The sequence below is a fragment of the Azonexus sp. genome (assembly GCF_041909095.1).
GTDB lineage: Bacteria > Pseudomonadota > Gammaproteobacteria > Burkholderiales > Rhodocyclaceae > Azonexus.
Window position 1 is genome coordinate 1 of record NZ_JAYREB010000006.1, and the last position, 19357, is coordinate 19357.

Here is a 19357-nt window from a genome sequence, read left to right on the forward strand (position 1 = left end):
CGACGCACTGAGCTTTCCCTGAGCGACGGCGGCGCTGACCAGCATGTCGAGGTCAGGTTCGACGATGCGCACACAACCGCCATTGACCGCTTCGACGATCTGCGGATTGGTATCAACCCCATGCACCACTATCCCGCGTGACGCGAGAACCGCGGCGGTGGGCAGGCCGATGTAGCCCAGCCCCACCATGCAAACTTTCCTGTCGCGCCAGCGACTATGCATGAATCATCTCCTGTGCTGCTTGCAAACCAAGGAAGGCGCGGATTTCTCCGACGATGCGCGCGCTCGCGCACCCATCCCCATAGAGCTCGCGCTTCCTGGCCATGACTGAATAACGCGCCGGGTCTTCGAGCAACTCGACAACGCTTGTCACAATCTTATGCCTGTCCGTACCGACAAGGCGAGAGCTCCCGGCAGCCACCGCCTCCGGACGCTCGGTGCAATCGCGCATCAACAACACCGGCTTGCCCAGGAAAGGTGCCTCTTCCTGCACCCCGCCGGAATCGGTCAGAATCAGGTAAGCCTGCCCCATCAGAAAGACGAATTCCTGATATTCAAGGGGTTGCAGCAGCGCCACGTTGGGCAGATGCGCCAACCAGTGGCGAACCGGTTCCTGAACGTTGGGATTGGGATGGACCGGAAACACGAAATCCACTGCCGGATAACGTGCCGCAAGCTCGGCAATTGCCTGGCCAATCCGCTGAAAGCCCTCGCCGAAGTTTTCACGGCGATGCGCGGTGACCAGAACCATACGCCGGCCGCCAGCCAGAAAGGGAAAACGCTCGCCCAACTTCTGCTGCAACACAGGCGTATCGCTCAGATACTGCTGCACCCAGACCAGAGCGTCGATGACGGTATTGCCGGTAAGGCGGATGTCGGATTCCGGAACACCTTCACCCAGCAGGTTGTCGCGGGCCGCCGGCGTCGCAGCGAAATGCCTGGCCGCCAGCCGGGTCACCATGCGCCGGTTCCCTTCTTCCGGCCAGGGGGCGAGAAGATCGTCGGTACGCAAGCCGGCTTCAACATGAAATACCGGTACCCGCCGGTAATACGCGGCCAGGGCCGCGACCAGCGTGGTTGTCGTATCGCCCTGGACGATCAACAGGTCAGGCTGGAATTCGGCGAGCACCTGGTCCAGCCCCTGCATTGCCATCGCCGACAAAGCAGCAAGACCCTGATTCGGCTGCATCAGATCGAGGTCGTAATCGGGCGTAATCCCGAACAGGCCCAGCACCTGGTCGAGCATCTCCCGGTGCTGGGCCGTCACGCAAACCTTGACCGCGAGGTCGGCACACCCCCTAAGCTGGCAAACCAGCGGCGCCAGTTTGATCGCTTCCGGCCGGGTGCCGAAAACGACCAGAACCCTGGCCGGCGTCCTCATAGGCCGAACGCAACCTTGGCGACGACAGCAATCTGGTAGATGACCTGACTGATGCCACGGGCAATTTCAACACTCTTGCTTTCCACCTTCGGCAGCACCAGGATCTGGTCGCCAGCGCGCAGCTTTGGCCCGCTGGACCAGAACGCGCGATCGCCCTCGGTATCCTCGAAGCTGCCGTCACGATGGGCGATGATCACGCGCGAGGTGTCGGCGCTTTGCGAAAAGCCCCCGGAGGCCTTGATGTAATCGTCGAGCGAGAAATTCGCGTCATGGGCGACCGCGTTCGGGAATACCACTTCGCCGCTGACCAGGACCAGACCGTCGTTCTTCGGCACCCGGATGACGTCCCCGTTTTCCAGCAGCAGACTGTCGCGATCTTCCGACCGGGCCACGATCACCTGACCACGAGGCTCCAGGTACTTGGCTCGCTCCACCCATTGCAGCATCAACTCGGCTTCGTCCTTGCGCAGGCGGGATTCTTCGTTGGTCGAGGATCTTGCAGTCAGCACCGAGGTTTCGAGGTTTCTCAGCGCCGCCTGCAGCATTTCCCGCTGCCGTTCCTTGACGCTGAGTCGAACCAGCTGCAAGTTGTCGCGATCCGCGTTGTCGGTGAATTCAATGCGCCCGATCAATTCACCAAACTTGGCACCATAGGGCAAAACATATTCCTGCGGGCTCTGGTGTTCGCCCTCGACACGCACCGTGATCGTGCCCGGCTTCTTGTCGGCAGTGAAGACCAGGGCATCGCCATTTTGCAGGACAACGCCGGCCGCCTTGTCCAGAGGATAATATTCGGTATTGAGCACTTCCCCGGTATTGCGCACCACGCGCACGTGCGTCGCCTCCGGCTTGGGCTTGGCAATGCGTGCCAGGTCTGCCACGGTCCGCGTCTCGGCGGAGAACTCGAAACGTCGCTCGTTGCTCACCAGCCCGCTGACCTTGACCGTCGATTGGCGCGGCTGGACGAAGATGACGTCACCTTCCGCCAACTGGATCAGCGGCATGCGCCCTTCCAGCAAAAAATTATAGAGATTGATTTTTGCCCGCTCCAGATCGCCGCGCTTGACAACCACGTTGAGGAAGGAGCCCCGCTCAAGGTCAATGCCGCCGGCGCGATCCAGATAGGAAAGCAAGCTGTCCATGCTGGTGCCATCGTACAGGCCAGGCCGATTGACGTTGCCCCCAACAAAGACCCGCACCGGCTGCGGCGCTGCCAGACTGGCGTAGCAACCGACATTGGCCCGGAAAATCCGCTTGGTCGCCGCTTCGACCTTGGTTTGCAGATTCTTGTTGGTCACGCCGAGCACCTTGACCGGGCCAACTTGCGGGATGAAGACATTGCCCTGGGCATCGACTTCGAGCACGCCGTCGAATTCGTACCCCCCCCAGAGGCGGAGCTGGATCTGGTCGCCGATCATCAGCGCATAGTCAGGATTGAAGCGTCCCGGACTCTGCTTGGAAAAGGTTCCGGTAAAAAGATTACCCCCAAAGACTTCATGGTTCGGATTGGCGGTGACAGCCAGCGGTGGCGGCGGGTTGTCCAGCGGCTTGACGGCGGGCGCGCTATCCTTTTTGACCGGCTTCTCGCCCCCCGGAGACTGCGGTTGCAGCAGAAAACTGGAAGCGCGCGCCGTCGAATCCTGCGTTTGTCCGGTTGCCGCGTTGAGTCCGGCGAAAAGGAGGCCCGCGATGAGCAAGCCGGTTCGAATCGATTTTTGCATGACGATCAATCCCTATGATCCCGAATGATGGCTGCCAGCAGATGCACGATCCCCGCGATCAGCAGGATGGTCAGGGCAAATGCGACGATGTTGTAGAGGCGCCGTGGCTGCAGCGGATAATCAGGCAGGGACGGCGATTGCAGGACGGCAACCTTCTTCAGCGTGCGCATCGACTCGATCCGCCCTTTTTCCAGCGCGGTAAGCGCCGACTTGTAAACATCCTCGGCGAATTTGGCCGCCATCTCCAGGCGCTGGTACTCTTCCAGCATGACGTTGAGCGTTTTTGCATTGGGCGATGTCAGTCGCCCCTGTTCCTGCACGATCTGCTTTTCAATGGCCTGTATCTGCAGATTGAGATCAACGATACCCGGCGCCTGCGGGCTCAGGTAACCGAGCATCGCGGCACGCCTTGCCTTGAGATCCGTCAGTTGTGCTTCGAGCCGGCTCACCGTCGTCTGCAAGGTTTCTGCCATCGCTTGCGGCGAAAGGATGCCCTTGGCGTTCTGATAAGCCACCAGTTCGCGACGCGCCGCAATGGCCCGCTGCCCCATCTCCTCCACCTGCTTTTCCAGGAAGCGCACCTGGTCACGCGCTACCGCGTGCCCCAGTTCGTTCATGTAACGCTCGCCCTCGGCAACCAGCAGATCAGCGATCGCCTTGGCCATCTCCGGCGTGTAGGCCTGGACCTTGATCGACAGCAGACCGGAATATTCATCCAGCTCGATACTGGTCCGGGAAAGGTAATGTTCGTGGAACATTTCCAGCTCGGTATCCTTGCCCCACATGCGCGTCAAAAAATCCCGCGCTGAATCGCTGTAATGCTTGCGTAGATCAAGTTTCTCATCGAGTTTCTTCAGCATGTCGATGGAGCGCAGATATTCGCGCAGCATCAGCTGATCCTGCTTGTTGCCGCCAACACCAGTCAGTAGTGCCCCGAAATCGACGTTGGCTGCGCCAACCATGTCGGTACGGCTAATTTCTACGGAGGCCTGCGACACATAGCGATCAGAGGCAATGATCCCCCAGTAGATTGCCGCCAGAACGATCAGGGTCGTCGCCACAACGAAGGTCTTTTCGAGCAATACTTCCGGCCCGAGCGCCTCGCTGATGCGGTCGATCAAGGCACGAATACGCCTGACCCGGGGATTTTCCTTCAGCTTTTCAATCATGACTTGATACTTTCGTGATAATTCCGGAGGGCCTCTTCAAGATCATCAAACCAGTGAGCCTGTCCCTGATGCAGCCAGATTCCTGCCTGACAGAATTCGCGCAAAGTCCCATCACTGTGAGAAACCATGATCAAACTGCGTTTTTCCATAAGGTTTCTAAATGCGGCTGACGCCTTCGCCTTGAATGACCTGTCGCCAGCGGAGGTAACCTCATCTGATATATAGACATCAAATTCAAACGCCAAAGAAATCCCGAACTTGAGTCGAGAACGCATACCTGATGAATAAGTTTGAACCGGTTCATCAAAGTACCTTCCAATTTCGGCAAAATCCTGAATGAAGGAAATCTTCTCCTCCATATCTTTATCATGGCCAAAAATACGGCATACGAACTTGGCATTTTGGCGCCCAGTCAGGTCAAGATGCAGGCCACCAACCAGGCCCATGGGCCAAGACACCCTACAGTTTCGTACGATTCTGCCGCGATTAGGTGTATCGCTACCGCCAATCAAGCGCAAAAGCGTCGACTTGCCGGCGCCATTCTGGCCAATCAGCCCCACACTGACATTTTTTGGAATATTCAGGCTAACCCCGCGAAGAATCCATGGGCCAGGACCGTGATCCGTCAGGTAGCGCTTGTAAACGTTGTCAACCAGGATCATTGAGCAACCACTCGTTCAGCAAAACGTAATTGCAGTACAAGACCGAAAAATATCGACACCAAAGCCCACAGATAAACATAAGACATATCGAGGCCTTGAATTACATGGTAACTCGAAGAAAAACCCAAGCGAATTGTTTCAAGCGCATGCACCAAGGGGTTATATGCCAACCATTGAGCATACGGGTGAGGAATCATCGCCACCGGAAAAATCACCCCTGAAGCCAGGTAAAGTGGCAGCATGAGAAAATTCAGGAAAACACTAGTCTCCTGAACCAGAACGATTGGCACCGAGGCAATCAAACCAAACCCCAACCCCAGCAACCATATTCCAAAAACACCAGAAAAAACCAGCAGCGGTTGTTCCGGAACAACATCATGGTGAAGCATCACCAAAATACCCAAGGCCACCAAACCGATCAACAGGTTCAAGAAACCATCTAGCGCGGCGCGGACAAAGACTGTATCGACGGGGCGAACCTGTCGGTAAACAAACATCGCCTGATTATCATCAATCGCCCACATGCTCTGCACTGCGGAACGCCGAAAAATAAAAAACGCCGATAATCCAACAACAATCCAAATATATGGATCTATCCCGGCAATAACTCTGTGGCGTATTTCAGCAAAAACAAAGGCCAGAAACGCCATGTGCGCCAGCGGTTCAGCAACAATCCAGAACCAGCGCCCCCGGCCACCACTGATCCGCGTCAGCGCCTCCCGCAGGAAAAGCGCCCGCCAGACCGAGAAGGTGATGCTGAGTGAGGAGCGATAAGGTTCGGCCATGGGGTTCAATCCGTGAGCAGGCGAATCGCCGTGTCGATGTGCGACTGCGTGTGCTGGCAACAGATGAAGAAACGCAATCGGGCAGCGCGTTCCTCGACTGCCGGGTAGATGATCGGCTGGACATTGACCCCACTGGCAAACAGCTTGCTCGAGCGTTGTACCGACTTGAGCGAAGAACCGATGATGGCGGGGGTCACGCAATAGCCTTGCGAATAGCCGGTATCGATACCGGCGGCACGCGCCGTGTCAAGAAAGTATTTGCCCATCTCACGCAGGCGGGTCACCCGTTCCGGTTCGCGCTCCAGAATATCCAGTGCGGTCCGCGCAGCCGCAGCCATCACCGGCGGCAAACCAACGCTATAGACGAAACCCGGCGCCGAATACTTGAGTATCTCGACGAGCGCCTTGTTCCCGGCAATATAGCCGCCACAACTGGCCAGCGACTTGCTGAGGGTTCCCATCCAGATATCGACGGCGCTGCCTGCCACCCCGAAATGCTCGTGCAGGCCCTTGCCGGTTTGCCCCAGCACGCCGAGGGCATGCGCCTCGTCAACCATCAGGAAAGCCCTGTAGCGGTTCTTGATGTCGATGAAGCGCGGCAGGTCCGGGATATCGCCATCCATGCTGTAAAGCCCTTCGATGACGATCAGCACGCGTTCGAAATTGCCGCGGATCTCGGCCAGGATGGCTTCCAGCGATGCTGGATCGTTGTGCTTGAAAGCGCGCCGCGTGGCACCGGAGAGCTTGATCCCTTCGAAGATGCTGTTGTGGCTGAGGCTGTCGTGAACGACGAGATCCTTGGGCCCGAACAAGGTGGCGATGGTGGTGACGTTGGTGGCATGCCCGCTGACGAATACCAGGCAATCCTCCACCCCATAGACGGCAGCCAGCGCCAGTTCGAGATCGCGCTGAACGGGACGCTCTCCCGCTACCAGTCGGCTGGCCGAAGGGGATGTACCGTAGCGCTCGAGGGCGTCGCGACAGGCCTGATTAACCCGCGCATCGCCAGACAATCCCAGATAGTTGTAGCTGGAGAAATTGATGTACGTCTTGCCGCCAATCTGCGACGTGGCGCCGGCCAGACCGTCGTGCGACTTGAAGAAGGGATTGTCGACCCCGAGTTTACGGGCGCCCGCTTGCTGCAGAAGGATCTTCTCGTAATCCGGATATTTGTCGAAGCGGCAGAATTCTTCGGGAATCCTGAGCGCCGCAGCCCCGGGAATCTGCGTACCAGGGGTGTCGTCACCCGCCCCCCGGCGATCGCGGAACTTGCGGATGAGCTGCTCCCTGGCCTGGCCAACGAGTCCGAGATTTGGCTTGGTCATGCGCTCAGTTGCTCCGCAAACAATTATTCAACTGTAACGCTTTTGGCAAGATTGCGTGGCTTATCGACATCCGTTCCCTTGACCAGCGCCGCGTGGTAAGAAAGTAATTGTAATGGAACGATGTGAAGCACCGGTGAAAGCTGCCCGTAATGTTCCGGCAACTGAAGAATATGCACCCCCGGACTTTCCTGAATTTCCGAATCTGCGTCGGCAAAAACGTACAACTCGCCCCCCCGCGCCCTGACTTCCTGCAGGTTGGATTTCAGTTTTTCCAGCAATTCATCGTTGGGCGCGACGGAAATCACCGGCATCTCCGAATCGACCAGCGCCAGCGGACCATGCTTGAGTTCTCCTGCAGGATAAGCTTCGGCATGGATGTAGGAGATTTCCTTGAGTTTGAGCGCCCCCTCCAGGGCAATCGGATAGTGACGACCGCGCCCCAGGAACAAGGCGTCGCCCTTATTGGCAAAATTCTGTGCCCAGCCGGCAATTTCAGGTTCCAGTGCCAGAACCTTGCCAACGGCAACCGGCAGATGACGTAACTCCTCAAGGTAACGGGTTTCGTCCGCCTCGCTCAACCGCCCCCGAAGTTTGGCCAGAACCAGAGTAAGAACGAACAGGGCAACCAGTTGGGTAGTAAACGCCTTGGTTGACGCCACGCCGATCTCAGGCCCTGCCCGCGTCACGAAACGCATCGCACATTCGCGAACAATCGCCGACTCCGGGACATTGCAGATTGCCAGCGTCTTGTCGTGCCCACGACTTTTCGCATATTGCAACGCCGCCAGGGTATCTGCCGTCTCCCCGGACTGTGAAATGGCGACGACCAGCTGCCGAGGATTGGGGACAGACAAGCGGTAACGGTACTCGCTGGCAATCTCCACAGAACAAGGTATGCCAGCGATCCCCTCCAGCCAGTAGCGTGCGGTCAATCCGGAATGGCTGCTGGTCCCGCAGGCAAGGATGAGGACAGAATCGACCTCCCCCAGGAATTCCACGGCTGACGCACCAAATATTCCGGGCTGGACACTCCGGCTTCCGCCGATCATTTCGAGCGTATTGGCCAAAGCCTCGGGCTGTTCGAAAATCTCCTTCTGCATGAAATGCTGATAGGAACCGAGTTCCACCGCTGCCGCCGACAAGGCGGATACCGACACCGGACGATTCACCGCGCAGCCGTCGGCGCCGACGATGCGGATGGACCTGGGGGTCAATTCCGCGACATCGCCATTTTCCAGGTAGATCATGTTGCGTGTTACCTGCAACAGGGCGGAGGCATCAGATGCCGCAAAATTACCGTCCTCGGTCACGCCAAGAAGCAGCGGTGAGCCTTCGCGCGCGACGACGGTTCGATCCGGACAACGCTGGTCAATCACTCCGATGGCGTAAGCACCAACCAGACGCTTGCAGGCCATTTGGACGGCTGTGAACAGGTCTGGCTCGCTCCGCATGATCGACTCGATCAGATGCGCAATGCTTTCGGTGTCGGTATCCGAAGTAAACAGGTAACCCTGAGCACCGAGTTCCTCGCGCAAGCTCTCGTAGTTTTCAATGATGCCGTTGTGCACAACGGCAATGTGACCCGAGACATGTGGGTGAGCGTTGCGCTCCGATGGAGCACCGTGTGTCGCCCAGCGAGTATGCGCGATTCCGGTACCGGCACTGAGCCCGCTGGTTGCACCTTCCAGTTCTGCCACCCGCCCTACGGAACGGACCCGTTCGATTGACTGCGCGCCAACAAATGCCAGTCCTGCGGAATCGTAACCTCGATACTCTAGCCTTTTCAAACCTTCGACGAGTACGGGAATGATGTTTCTAACCGCCGCAGCAACAACAATGCCACACATGCCAATCGCACCTTTCAATCTCTCACCGCGCCCCTCGTTAAACGCGAGAAGCCACTGACACACTCAAATTCGAACCGCTGTCAGTCGGAAAGGAGCCAAATCGCACTCATCCCCGCGACCAATTATCAGAAATACTGCATCCGGTGCGAATCCTGTTTGGATATTGCACCGCACAAAAACACGGCGCGAAGAAGATATCACAAAAGCCATGCTGATGGCCTTGCCAGCGAAACCTCAGGTCCGCCGGCAGCAGACAGCAATCAACCGCGCGCATCTCCCCAGCGGTAAGGCGAATCGTCCTCGCCCAGGTAGTGTGCAACGCCATCGCGGCCGACGCAGTATTGCGGCGAGACGATCATCTCGCGCAGGCTCTGGGCGTCGCCGATGCGCGTGTATTCGAAGATGATGCAGCGTTCGATCCGCGTTCCGGAACGGATGTGGCTACCGTGGCCGATCCACGCCGGGCCGATGATCGACACCCCGGGATCGATGCGTACGTTGGAGCCGATGTGGATCGGCCCGACCAGCTTCGAACTTTCCCAGGCAATCGAGGTATTGAGACCGACCCAGACCCCCGGCTCGACTTCTTTACCGGGCATGTCCATCTGTGCCACTTCGCCGCGCAGCACGCGCTGCGAGACTTCCCAGTAGTCGTTGAGACGGCCGATGTCGATCCAGTTGAAAAAACGCTTCTGGGCGTAGAAGGGCAAGCCTTTCTCGACCAGTAGCGGGAACAGCTCGCTGCCGATGTCGAAGGGAACGCCTTGGGGAATCAGCTCGAGCACTGCCGGCTCGAAAATGTAGATGCCGGTGCTGGCCAGCCGCGACCTCGCCTCCTCCGGCTTCGGTTTTTCCTGGAAGGACAGCACCCGTCCATCATCATCGGTAACCACCACGCCGTAATTCGGTACATCTTCCAGCGGCACTTCCAGCGTCACCACGGAGGCCAGCGCGCCCTTGACCTTGTGTTCATGCAGCGCGGCACCGATATCGAGATCGACCAGGGCATCGCCGCAGATGACCAGCGTCGTTTCGTCGAAGAAACCGCCGAAATCCTGAATCTTGCGCATGCCGCCGGCCGAACCCATGGCCTTGGGGACGATTTCCCCGTGATCGCGGGCCCCTTCGAACGAGTAACCGAGGTTAACCCCCCAGCGCCGGCCATCGCCAAAGTAGTTTTCGATCTTGTAGTGATTGAATGCCACGTTGACCATGATGTCGCATATCCCGTAACGCTCGAGATGCTCGATCAGGTACTCCATGACCGGCTTGCCGAGGATCGGCACCATCGGTTTGGGCACGAACTTGGTCAATGGACGCACGCGCGTCCCCTGGCCCGCCGCCAGAATCAATCCTTTTGCCATTTTTTAGTCTCTTTTTCTAAAGCCAGACACACCGCCCGGTCTCTGCCTTGCCTTCGCGATTTATAGCGTCGGCATGCATGTTAACAGTATTTTACAAACAGGACCACGCAAACGTCACGCCGAGCAGCCGGCGCCAAGGCCATCGGGAATGCAGATTTCCGCATCCGGCAGGATCTGGCGCAGGCGGTCGCCCAGGGCCTGCTTGGCCTTCGCCTCGCCATGCACCAGACGAATCTGCCGTGGTGGATGACGCATGCGCTTGACGAAGGCGCAAAGGCCATCCTGATCGGCGTGGGCGGAATAGCCGCTGAGGGTGTGCACGGCGGCGCGGATGGTGTGGCGGCTGCCATCGAGATCGACATAGCCGCCGCGCGGTCCGAAATCCTGGATGGCCCGCCCCGGCGTACCGGCGGCCTGGTAGCCGACGAGGACGATGTCGTGCCGGGGATCGCCGATCATCGCCTTGAGGTAATTGACGATCCGCCCGCCGGCACACATGCCGCCGGCGGCGATGACGACGGCGGGACGGCCGCTGCGGCTCAGGTAGTCGACGGTCTGCCGGTGTTCGGCATGGCTATCGACGGTATAGAGCTGCTCGAAGGCCAGCGGATGACGCCCCTGCTCGACGCGGCGCCGGGCTTCGGCATCCCAGAGATGGCGCAGACGGACATGGGCGGCGGTCAGGCGCGCCGCCAGCGGTGAATCTACGATGATTTCGAGCGCCGACCAGTCGACTTCGGCATCCGCCTGCCGCGCCTGGCTGGCAATGATGCTTTCCAGATCGTAGAGGATTTCCTGGCTGCGTCCAACGCTGAAGGCGGGAATCATCACCGTGCCGCGGTTGCGCAGGGCGCGTTCGATCACCTGCCTGAGCAGCCGGCGACGTGCGGACCGCCCTTGGTGCAGACGATCGCCATAGGTGCTTTCAAGGACCAGCAGATCGGCCCGCCAGGGCGGACGCGGCGCCGGCAGCAAGGCGGTATGGGGAGCGCCGAGATCGCCGGAAAAGACGATGCGCCAGTCGCCACTGCTTGCGCTGGCGGCAAGCGCACCGGACAGCCGGACTTCGACGTAGGCGGAACCGAGGATATGACCCGCCGGATGCAGCTTGACCTGCCAGCCCGGCGCCGGCGCATGCCATTGCTTGTAGGGCAGCGCGACCAGCTGCTGCCGGACACGGGCGACGAGCCTTTCGATCAGGCTCTGGTCGGGGGTGATACCGACCTTCATGGCATCTTCCAGGACCAACGGCAACAGTTCCGCCGAGGCTTCGCTGCACAGGATCGGCCCGTCGAACCCGGCAGCCAGCAACCAGGGCAGTCTGCCGACGTGATCGACATGCACATGGGTGATCACCAGGGCATGTACGCCGGCAATCGGAAAATCGATCGCCGGCTGGCGGATTGAGGCGCTGTCCGCCGTTTCTTCGGCCCCCTGAAATAGGCCGCAATCAACAAGCAGCGCGCTCCCATCAGCCGCCCGGAGTTCATGGCAGGAGCCGGTGACACCCGAGGTGGCGCCATGGTGCAGCAGGGAAAAATCGTTCATCGCGTAATTCCATATGGATATCACGCGCCATGATAAACGGATAATTCAGCCGCTTCCAGCCAATCACCGGCACGGGGATTTCCCGCCGCGCCGGCTTCAGGCTCAGTTTTCCTTGCGGATGTCGGCGACCAGTGCGGCGATCATTTCCGGTGCGACATCCGCCGCATGCTGCGCCGCCATGCCGGCTGCCGTGCTGGCCAGGTCCGTCGCTTCTCCACCGCCGCCGAGACGCTCGACGATACGGTCGGTGACGCGGTCCACGGTCGGCCCCTCGTTCAGCATCATCGCCGGCACCTGGACGCCGAAGCGCTTTTCCAGGCCGAGGGCGAGTTCGACGCCCATCAGCGAATCGAGGCCGAGATCGTGCAACGAACGGCCGGCGTCGATGCGCTCGGGGTTGATCGCCAGCGTCTGCGCGACTTCCTGGGTGACCAGCGAACGCACCAGTTGCCTGACCTCATCCGGCGACTTGCCTTCGATCAGGCTGCGGAAGTCCTCGAGGTTCTCCGGACCGCTCGCCGCTTCGTCGCCGTTGCGCCAGAGCGCGGCGAAACGCGGGCTGTGACTGGACGGCAAGAGGCGCGCCAGCGTCGGCCAGTGGAAATCGGCCAGCGCCAGATTCGGGCTGCCGGCAACTAGCACTTCGCCGAGCATGGCAAGCGCCGTTTCCACCGCCAGCGGCGCCGCACCGAGACGGCTGGCGAGGCTGTCCTTGACCGCCTGATTGCGGGTCAGGTAACCGGCATCGCCGATCGGCCCCCAGCCGACGCAGGTCGCCGGCAGGCCGCTCTGGCGACGCAGCACGGCCAGCGCTTCGAGCCAGGTGTTGGCGGCGACGTAGGAAGCCTGCCCCGGGTTGCCGATGCTGGTGGTGATCGACGAGTAGAGGACGAAATGCTCGAGCGGACAGTCGCGCGTCAGTTCGTGCAGGTGCCAGGCGCCCTTGATCTTCGGTTCGAGAACGCGGGCGACGCGCTGGGCGTCGAGGTTGCCGAGCAGTGCGTCGTCGATCACCATCGCCGCGTGAAAGATCCCCTTCAGCGGCGGCAGGTCAGCCAGGCCGGCGAGCAATTGCGTCACCGCAGCACGGTCGGCGACATCGCAAGCGACGATGCGGACGCGGGCGCCAAGCGCTTCGAGCTCCTGGCAAACGGCCTCGGCTCCGGGCGTTTCGGCGCCGCGCCGGCTGACCAGGACGAGTTGCCCCGCGCCATGGCGGGCCAGCCAGCGGGCGGTTTCGAGACCGAAGCCGCCGACGCCGCCGGTCAAGAGGTAAGTGCCGGCAGTATCGAAGTGCGCTACGTGGCGCTGCGCGAACAACGGCTGGGCATCGACCCGCGCGTCCTCGAAGGAAACGACGACCTTGCCGATCTGCCGCGCCTGCTGCATGTAGCGGAAGGCGTCGACCACCTGTTCAGCCGGGAAGACGCGCGCCGGCAGCGGCGTCAGCACGCCGTCACGGAACAATGCCATGACTTCACCGAACAGGCGGGCGGCGAGCGCCGGCTTGGCAATCAGCAACTGGTCGGCGTCGATGCCGAAATAGCTGATGTTGTCCTTGAACGGACGCAGACCGATCGGCGTGTTCTCGAAGAAATCGCGCTTGCCCAGTTCGAGGAAGCGACCGAAGGGACGCAGGATCTGCAGGTTGCGGCGGATCGCCTCGCCGGCCAGCGAGTTGAGGACGACATCGACGCCCTCGCCGCCGGTCAGCGCCAGGATGTCCTCGGCGAAGGCCAGGCTACGCGAATCGAGCACGTGATCGGCGCCGAGCAGCTCGACGAAGAGGCGCTTCTCGTCGCTGCCGGCAGTGGCGAAAACTTCTGCGCCGAGATGGCGGGCCAGTTGTACGGCGGCGATGCCGACGCCGCCAGCGGCGCCGTGGATCAGCACGCGTTCGCCGGGCTGCAGGCAAGCCAGTTCGTGGAGCGCGTAATAAACGGTGAAGAAGACGGTCGGCACCGTCGCCGCGGCGGCGAAGGACCAGCCGTCGGGAATCGGCATCAGCGCATCTTCGCGGGTGATGACATGGCTGGCGAAGCAGGCGGAACCAAAACCCATCACCGGATCGCCGGGCCTGAAGCCGGTGACTTCGCTGCCGACCCGGCTGACCACGCCGGCAAATTCCAGCCCCAGGCTGGCGCCGGCGAAGCCGTGCTCGACCGCCTCGTCGGGCAGGAGACCCATGACGTACATGATGTCGCGGAAATTGAGGCCGGTCGCCCGCGGGCGGACTTCAATCTCCCTGGCGCCGAGCGTCGCGGCCGGCGTCTGCAGCCAGAGCAGGTTGCGCAACTGGCCGGGAACGCGGAAATCGAGGCGGTAGCGGGATTCACTTTCGGCAGCAGCCGGCGGCGCAGCGACCTGCGTCGCGCGCATGCGCAGCACCTGGCGCCCCGCCGGACGCAGGACGATCTCGCTTTCGCCATCGGGCTGCGTCAGTTCGGCGCACAGCGCGGCGACATCGCCAGTCAGCGGGCAGTCGATCAGTTGCAGCGTGAGTCCGGGCATCTCGTTCATGACCACGCGCGCCAGCCCCCAGACGGCGGCCAGCGCCGGCTGCAGCGGCAGTTCGTCGGCCAGCCCGTCGACCGGTGCTCCGCCGCCGAGCAGCAGGTGCAGCTGCGGCACCGGGCTAAGCGCGGCAAGCTGATGGACCAGTTCGAAGAAGGCCAGCGTCGGTTCCGTATCGTCGGCCGAGACAGCGGCCGGCAGCCAGACGAGGTGCGCCGGGCTGGCGGTGGCCGGCAGTTCGCTGGCAATTTCCACGGTCCTGCCGCTGGCGGCCAGGGCAGCCTGCAACGCGGCAACGCCGGCGGCAGCCGGCTCGGCGGCGAGCAGCAGCCAGGATTCGGCAACGGCGGGTGGCGCTTCCGGCATCGGCTCGACAGCGCGCGCGCCGCCCTCGGCCAGCAGCAGGTAACTGCCAGCGGCGAGGTCGGCGGCAGCCGGTTCGTACCAGAGCTGGCAATTGGCGAAACCACTGCCTTCGAGCAGCGCCTGCCAGGCGGCGGCGCCGGGCAGCGAGCGACCGGCGGCAAGGAGGCTGCCCGCCGGATCGCTGGCGCGTTCGCCGACGACAAGCAGGCCGCCTTCGGCCAGCACGCCCTGCAGCATGCCCAAGAGCGCGCGTGGATTGGTACTGGCCGACAGCCCATGACGCAGCAGGATGAGGTCGAAATCCCCGCCCTGCAGGGCGGCGGCGTCGAGGCGCACGGCCTCGGCGTCGAGCGCAGCGACCTGCACCCAGTCGTGCTCCTGGTAATCGCGGCTGAGGCGGTCGCGGATTTCGGGATCGGCCTGGGCAATCCAGTAGTCGATGCTGTTGGCGTCGATGGTGCTGGCGATCTGGCGCGGAATCGTCGTCACGCCGGCGGCGATTTCCAGAACGCGCAGGCGGCGCGTCGGGTCGCGTTGGCGCATCGCCTCAACGACCAGTGTTTCGCAGGCGACGCGAGCCGCCAGATAGCTCAGCGAATCGTCGTGCAGGGTTTCCCATTGCGGGCTGCGCGCGAGCGCCGCGGCAAGCGCGGCGGCGTCGCTGCGCCCGGCCAGGACGTCGGCAAGCCGGCTGCCGGCAGCGGCAACCAGGATCAGTTCGCCCAGGCTGTCCGGGTACTCGGCGAGCAGGGTGCGCCAGATTTCGGCTGGCGCCGGCAAGGCGTCGGCATCGAGTTCGGGAACGCCGTCATTGACCTGCAGCAGCTCCTGGCTTTCCAGCAGGCTGCGCGTCCAGGCAAACAGCGCCTGCTGCGCCTCGCTGGCAAAGCCCTCGCCGGCCAGGAAATGCCCGGCGCTTTCCGGCGCGTCATGCAGCAGCCCGGCCATCGCCTGCAAGGCATAGGCGGTGACCAGCGCATCGAGCAGCGGCAAGGCTTCGCCGATCGCCGACTGGCGCTGCAGGCGAGATTCCTGGGCGAGCAGTGCCTGATCGAGAATTGCCGGCCAGTCGGTGCCGCTGGCGAAGGCCGCCTGGCGCGTCGCCGACGGATGCGCCACCAGGGTCGGGACGATTTCCCAGGCCGCCGGTGCCGTCCGCCCTTCCCGGCGCAACGCCGCCGCGCGGAAGCGGCAGCCGGCGAGACGGGCGACACACTGGCCGACAGCGTCGAACAGTTCGAAATCGGCGAGCACCGAGCGCAGGCTGCGCTTGCGCAGCTGGGTGCGGAAAGCGACGACCGGCCCGGCACCAAGCCGCAATTGCAGGCGACCAACCTTGACCGGCAACAGCGGTACGCCGTTGCCGGATTCGATCTCCTGCCGATGGAAATCGAGCAGCGACTGGAAGCAGACGTCGAGTCTGGCTGGCGCCAGCAGCCAGTCGTCGGCATCGGTAACGGCGACGAACTCGCCGCTCAAGCGGACGTCGTCGTGGCTGGCACTGGCCAGGCCACGGAAGGCGCCGCCATAGTCGAGACCGAGTTCGCCAGCCAGGCGGTAGTGGGTGTCGTGATCAATGGCGATGGCCGGGTCGATGGCGACCAGCGGCCGCGTCGTCAGCGCCACGCTCATCGTGCCAAGCAGCCGGCCGGCGGCGTGCAGCGACCATTCGTCGTCGCTCAAGCGTTGCCGGCTACGGATCTGGAAGCTCCCGTCGCGCGGGTTAAGGTCGAGGCGGATGCTGCGCCCATGGGCTTCGTCGAAGACCACCGGCGAAATGATGTCGAGCTGTTCGAGTTCGATGCTGTCGCCGCCGTAGAACTGCTGCGACGCGGCCAGCGCCAGCTCGACGTAGGCGGCGCCAGGCAGAACGACGGCACCGCCGACGCGGTGCTCGTTGAGCCAGAGATCGACGCGCGGATCGAGCAGGTTTTCCCAGGCCGCCGGCGCATCCTTGAGCGCCCAGCCGAGCAGCGGATGAACCCGGTCGCGCTCGATCAGCCGGTAGCCCTCGGCAGTCTGCTCCTGCCAGTAGCGCTCGCGCTGCCAGGGATAGAACGGCAGCTCGACGAAACGTCCGGCGACCGGGAAAAGCGTGCCCAGACGGTCGACGCCGCCGAGCAGTTGCAGGCGCAAGACAAGTTCCTCGACCCGCTCTAGGCCATCGTCGTTCTTGCGCAGCGAAGGCAGCAGGCGCCCCGGGAGCTTGGCCGCCGCCAGGCATTCCTTGAGGTAACGCTGGAGAATTGCGTTGGGCGAAATCTCGACAAAAATGCCGGCCCCGGCCGCTGCCATGGCACCGACGGCATCGGCGAAGCGCACCGGCTGGCGGACGTTGTCCCACCAGTAGGCGGCATCGAGCGGCTGGGCGCAGACCTGGCCGGTCACCGTCGAGACGAACTGGGTGCGCGAAGCTGCCGCTTGCGGCGCGAAATCAGCCAGCGACGCCAGCAGCATTTCACGCGTCGGCTCCATCGCCGCGCTGTGGAAGGCATAGTCGAGCTCGAGCAGGCGGAAGGCGGCGCCGCGCGCGCGCAGCAGCGGCGACAGTTGTTCGAGCGCGGCGAGTGGGCCGGAAACGGTGAGGTTCTGCGGACTGTTGATGCCGGCGATCTCGATGCTTTCCAGGCCGTGCTCGGCAAGCAGGCTACGCAGGCTTTCCTCGCCGATGGCGACGGCGGCCATCCGGCCGGCGCCGCGAGTCAGGGCCTGGGCGGCGCTGCGCGCGCAGATGACGCGCACCGCCTCGTCACGGCTCAAGGCACCGGCCGCCCAGGCGGCAGCGATTTCGCCAACGCTGTGACCGGCAGTGAAATCGGCAACGATGCCCTGCTCGCGCAACAACATGGTCAGCGCATACTGCAGCGCGAACAGCGTCGGCTGCGCGACGCCGGTATCGTCCATGCGCGCGTCTGCGGCAGCAGCCTGCAGTTCGCCGAGCAGCGAGATTCCCGAGCCGGCCAGGACCGGTGCTTCCAGCTCCTCGATCAGTTGGCGGAAACGCGGGCTTTCGGCCAGCAGCATCTGCCCCATGCCGACCCACTGCGAACCGTTGCCGGCGTAGATGAAGGCAAGCTTGCCGGAAGCGGCGGGCGCTTCCTCGACCACACCGCCGGCCTCACCGCCTTCAGCGTAGCTCAGCAGCGCCTGCGCCGCCGACTGGCGGTCATCGACGCGCACGGCCAGACGCTGTTCGAGCCAGTCGCGGCGGTGCGCGGCGCACCAGGCGAGATCGTAGATATCGACTGGTTCGGCGAGGCGCGCCGCGTAGGCCGCCGCCATGGCACGCAAGGCGGGCACGCTGCGCGCGGACAGGACCAGCGGCAGTCCGGCCGTTGCCGGTGCGGCGTCAGCACTGGCGGGCGGCCGGTATTCCTCAAGCAGCACATGCGCGTTGGCACCGCCGAAACCGAAGGAGTTGACGCCGACCATGAGCGGCTTGCGGGCAGCACGGTCGGCCAGCGAATACGGCGCATTGACCGCGTGCAGGTGCCAGCCGGCGAAGTCGATCTTCGGGTTGGGGTTTTCCAGGTGCAACGACGGCGGCACTTCGCGGTGCTTGAGGACGAGCAGCGCCTTGACCAGCCCGGCCATGCCGGAAGCCGGCTCGAGGTGGCCGACGTTGGTTTTCACCGAACCGATCGGCAGGGGATCGTCGGCGGCCCGCGCCTGGCCATAGACGGCGCCGATGGCGGCGGTTTCGATCGGATCGCCGATCGCCGTACCGGTGCCGTGGGCTTCGAGGTAATCGACGGCAGCGGGGTCGAGCTCGTGGCGGGCCAGCACCTGGCGCATCAGTTCGACCTGACCGTCGATGCTGGGAATGGTCAGCCCGGTCTTGCGGCTGCCGTCGGCATTGACGCCGGAACCGCGGATCACCGCATGAATCCGGTCGCCGTCGGCAAGCGCCCGGGACAAGGGCTTGAGCAGCAGGAGTCCGCCACCCTCACCGCGCACATAACCATCGCCGCTGGCGTCGAAGGTCTTGCAGCGACCGCCGGCGGAGAGCATCGACGCCTTGGTGAAGCCGATGAAGGGATGCGGATGGAGCAGGATGCTGACGCCACCGGCCAGGGCCAGCGAGGCCTCGCCAGTGCGCAGGGCGGTGCAGGCGTGGTGCAGCGCGACCAGCGACGAGGAACAGGCAGTATCGACCGCCAGCGACGGCCCGTGCAGGTCGAAGACGTAGGAAAGCCGGTTGGCAGCGATGCTCAACGTGTTGCCGGTCATCGAATGGGCGCTGAGTACGGCAACGTCGTCCATCGAACGGTTGGCGTAATCCATCCCCGAAATCCCGACATAGACCGCGCAATCGCTGCCGGCCAGCTGACTGGGCGGGTTGCCGGCGTTTTCCATCGCCTCCCAGGCGAGTTCGAGCAGCAGGCGTTGCTGCGGGTCGAGGCAGGTCGCTTCGCGCGGTGAAATGCCGAAGAAGGCGGCATCGAATTCGTCGATCCGGGAAAGCACGCCAGCGGCGAAAGTGATGCTGCGGCCCGGCTCGTTGCGCTGGGGATGCTGCAGCCGTTCGGTTGCCCAGCGGCTGGCGGGAACTTCGGTGACCAGATCACGGCGGCCGGCAAGTGCCTGCCAGAATTCCGCCTCGTTGGACATGTCTCCGGGGAAACGGAAGGCGATCCCGACGATCGCGATGTTATCGTTGTTCATGTAGTTTTCT

10 protein-coding genes and 1 pseudogene are annotated in these 19357 nt (G+C 62.7%); all 11 read right to left on the reverse strand.

Features of this window, described 5'->3' with window-relative positions; genetic code table 11:
- Positions 1-222, reverse strand: a pseudogene (locus ACE3OV_RS12200) (UDP-N-acetyl-D-mannosamine dehydrogenase); the annotation flags it as partial.
- Complete coding sequence (gene wecB / locus ACE3OV_RS12205) at positions 215-1381, reverse strand: non-hydrolyzing UDP-N-acetylglucosamine 2-epimerase (RefSeq protein WP_374327455.1); 1167 nt, start codon at positions 1379-1381, stop codon at positions 215-217. The gene wecB and the pseudogene ACE3OV_RS12200, both read right to left, overlap by 8 nt.
- A complete protein-coding gene (locus ACE3OV_RS12210; protein WP_374327457.1) occupies positions 1378-3102 on the reverse strand; it encodes a polysaccharide biosynthesis/export family protein in 1725 nt (574 codons plus the stop codon). Before ACE3OV_RS12210 ends, wecB begins: the two co-directional genes overlap by 4 nt.
- A 5-nt stretch (positions 3103-3107) precedes the next feature.
- Positions 3108-4271, reverse strand: a complete 1164-nt coding sequence (locus tag ACE3OV_RS12215; protein ID WP_374327458.1) for a hypothetical protein — start codon at positions 4269-4271, stop codon at positions 3108-3110.
- Positions 4268-4933 (reverse strand): ABC transporter ATP-binding protein, encoded by a 666-nt coding sequence (locus tag ACE3OV_RS12220; protein ID WP_374327459.1) that lies wholly within the window; start codon positions 4931-4933, stop codon positions 4268-4270. Before ACE3OV_RS12220 ends, ACE3OV_RS12215 begins: the two co-directional genes overlap by 4 nt.
- Positions 4930-5718 carry an ABC transporter permease gene (locus tag ACE3OV_RS12225; RefSeq protein WP_374327460.1) on the reverse strand — a complete coding sequence of 263 codons (789 nt, stop codon included), beginning with the start codon at positions 5716-5718 and terminating at the stop codon, positions 4930-4932. Before ACE3OV_RS12225 ends, ACE3OV_RS12220 begins: the two co-directional genes overlap by 4 nt.
- A gap of 5 nt (positions 5719-5723) precedes the next feature.
- Complete coding sequence (locus ACE3OV_RS12230) at positions 5724-7043, reverse strand: aminotransferase class I/II-fold pyridoxal phosphate-dependent enzyme (protein WP_374327461.1); 1320 nt, start codon at positions 7041-7043, stop codon at positions 5724-5726.
- Positions 7044-7066: 23 nt separating this feature from the next.
- A complete protein-coding gene (glmS, locus tag ACE3OV_RS12235) occupies positions 7067-8890 on the reverse strand; it encodes a glutamine--fructose-6-phosphate transaminase (isomerizing) (protein ID WP_374327462.1) in 1824 nt (607 codons plus the stop codon).
- 260 nt (positions 8891-9150) lie between these two features.
- Positions 9151-10254, reverse strand: a complete 1104-nt coding sequence (locus ACE3OV_RS12240; protein WP_374327463.1) for a sugar phosphate nucleotidyltransferase — start codon at positions 10252-10254, stop codon at positions 9151-9153.
- Between the two features lie 114 nt (positions 10255-10368).
- Complete coding sequence (locus ACE3OV_RS12245) at positions 10369-11802, reverse strand: MBL fold metallo-hydrolase RNA specificity domain-containing protein (RefSeq protein ID WP_374327465.1); 1434 nt, start codon at positions 11800-11802, stop codon at positions 10369-10371.
- 102 nt (positions 11803-11904) lie between these two features.
- A complete protein-coding gene (locus ACE3OV_RS12250; protein ID WP_374327466.1) occupies positions 11905-19347 on the reverse strand; it encodes an SDR family NAD(P)-dependent oxidoreductase in 7443 nt (2480 codons plus the stop codon).
- Positions 19348-19357 lie beyond the last annotated feature (10 nt).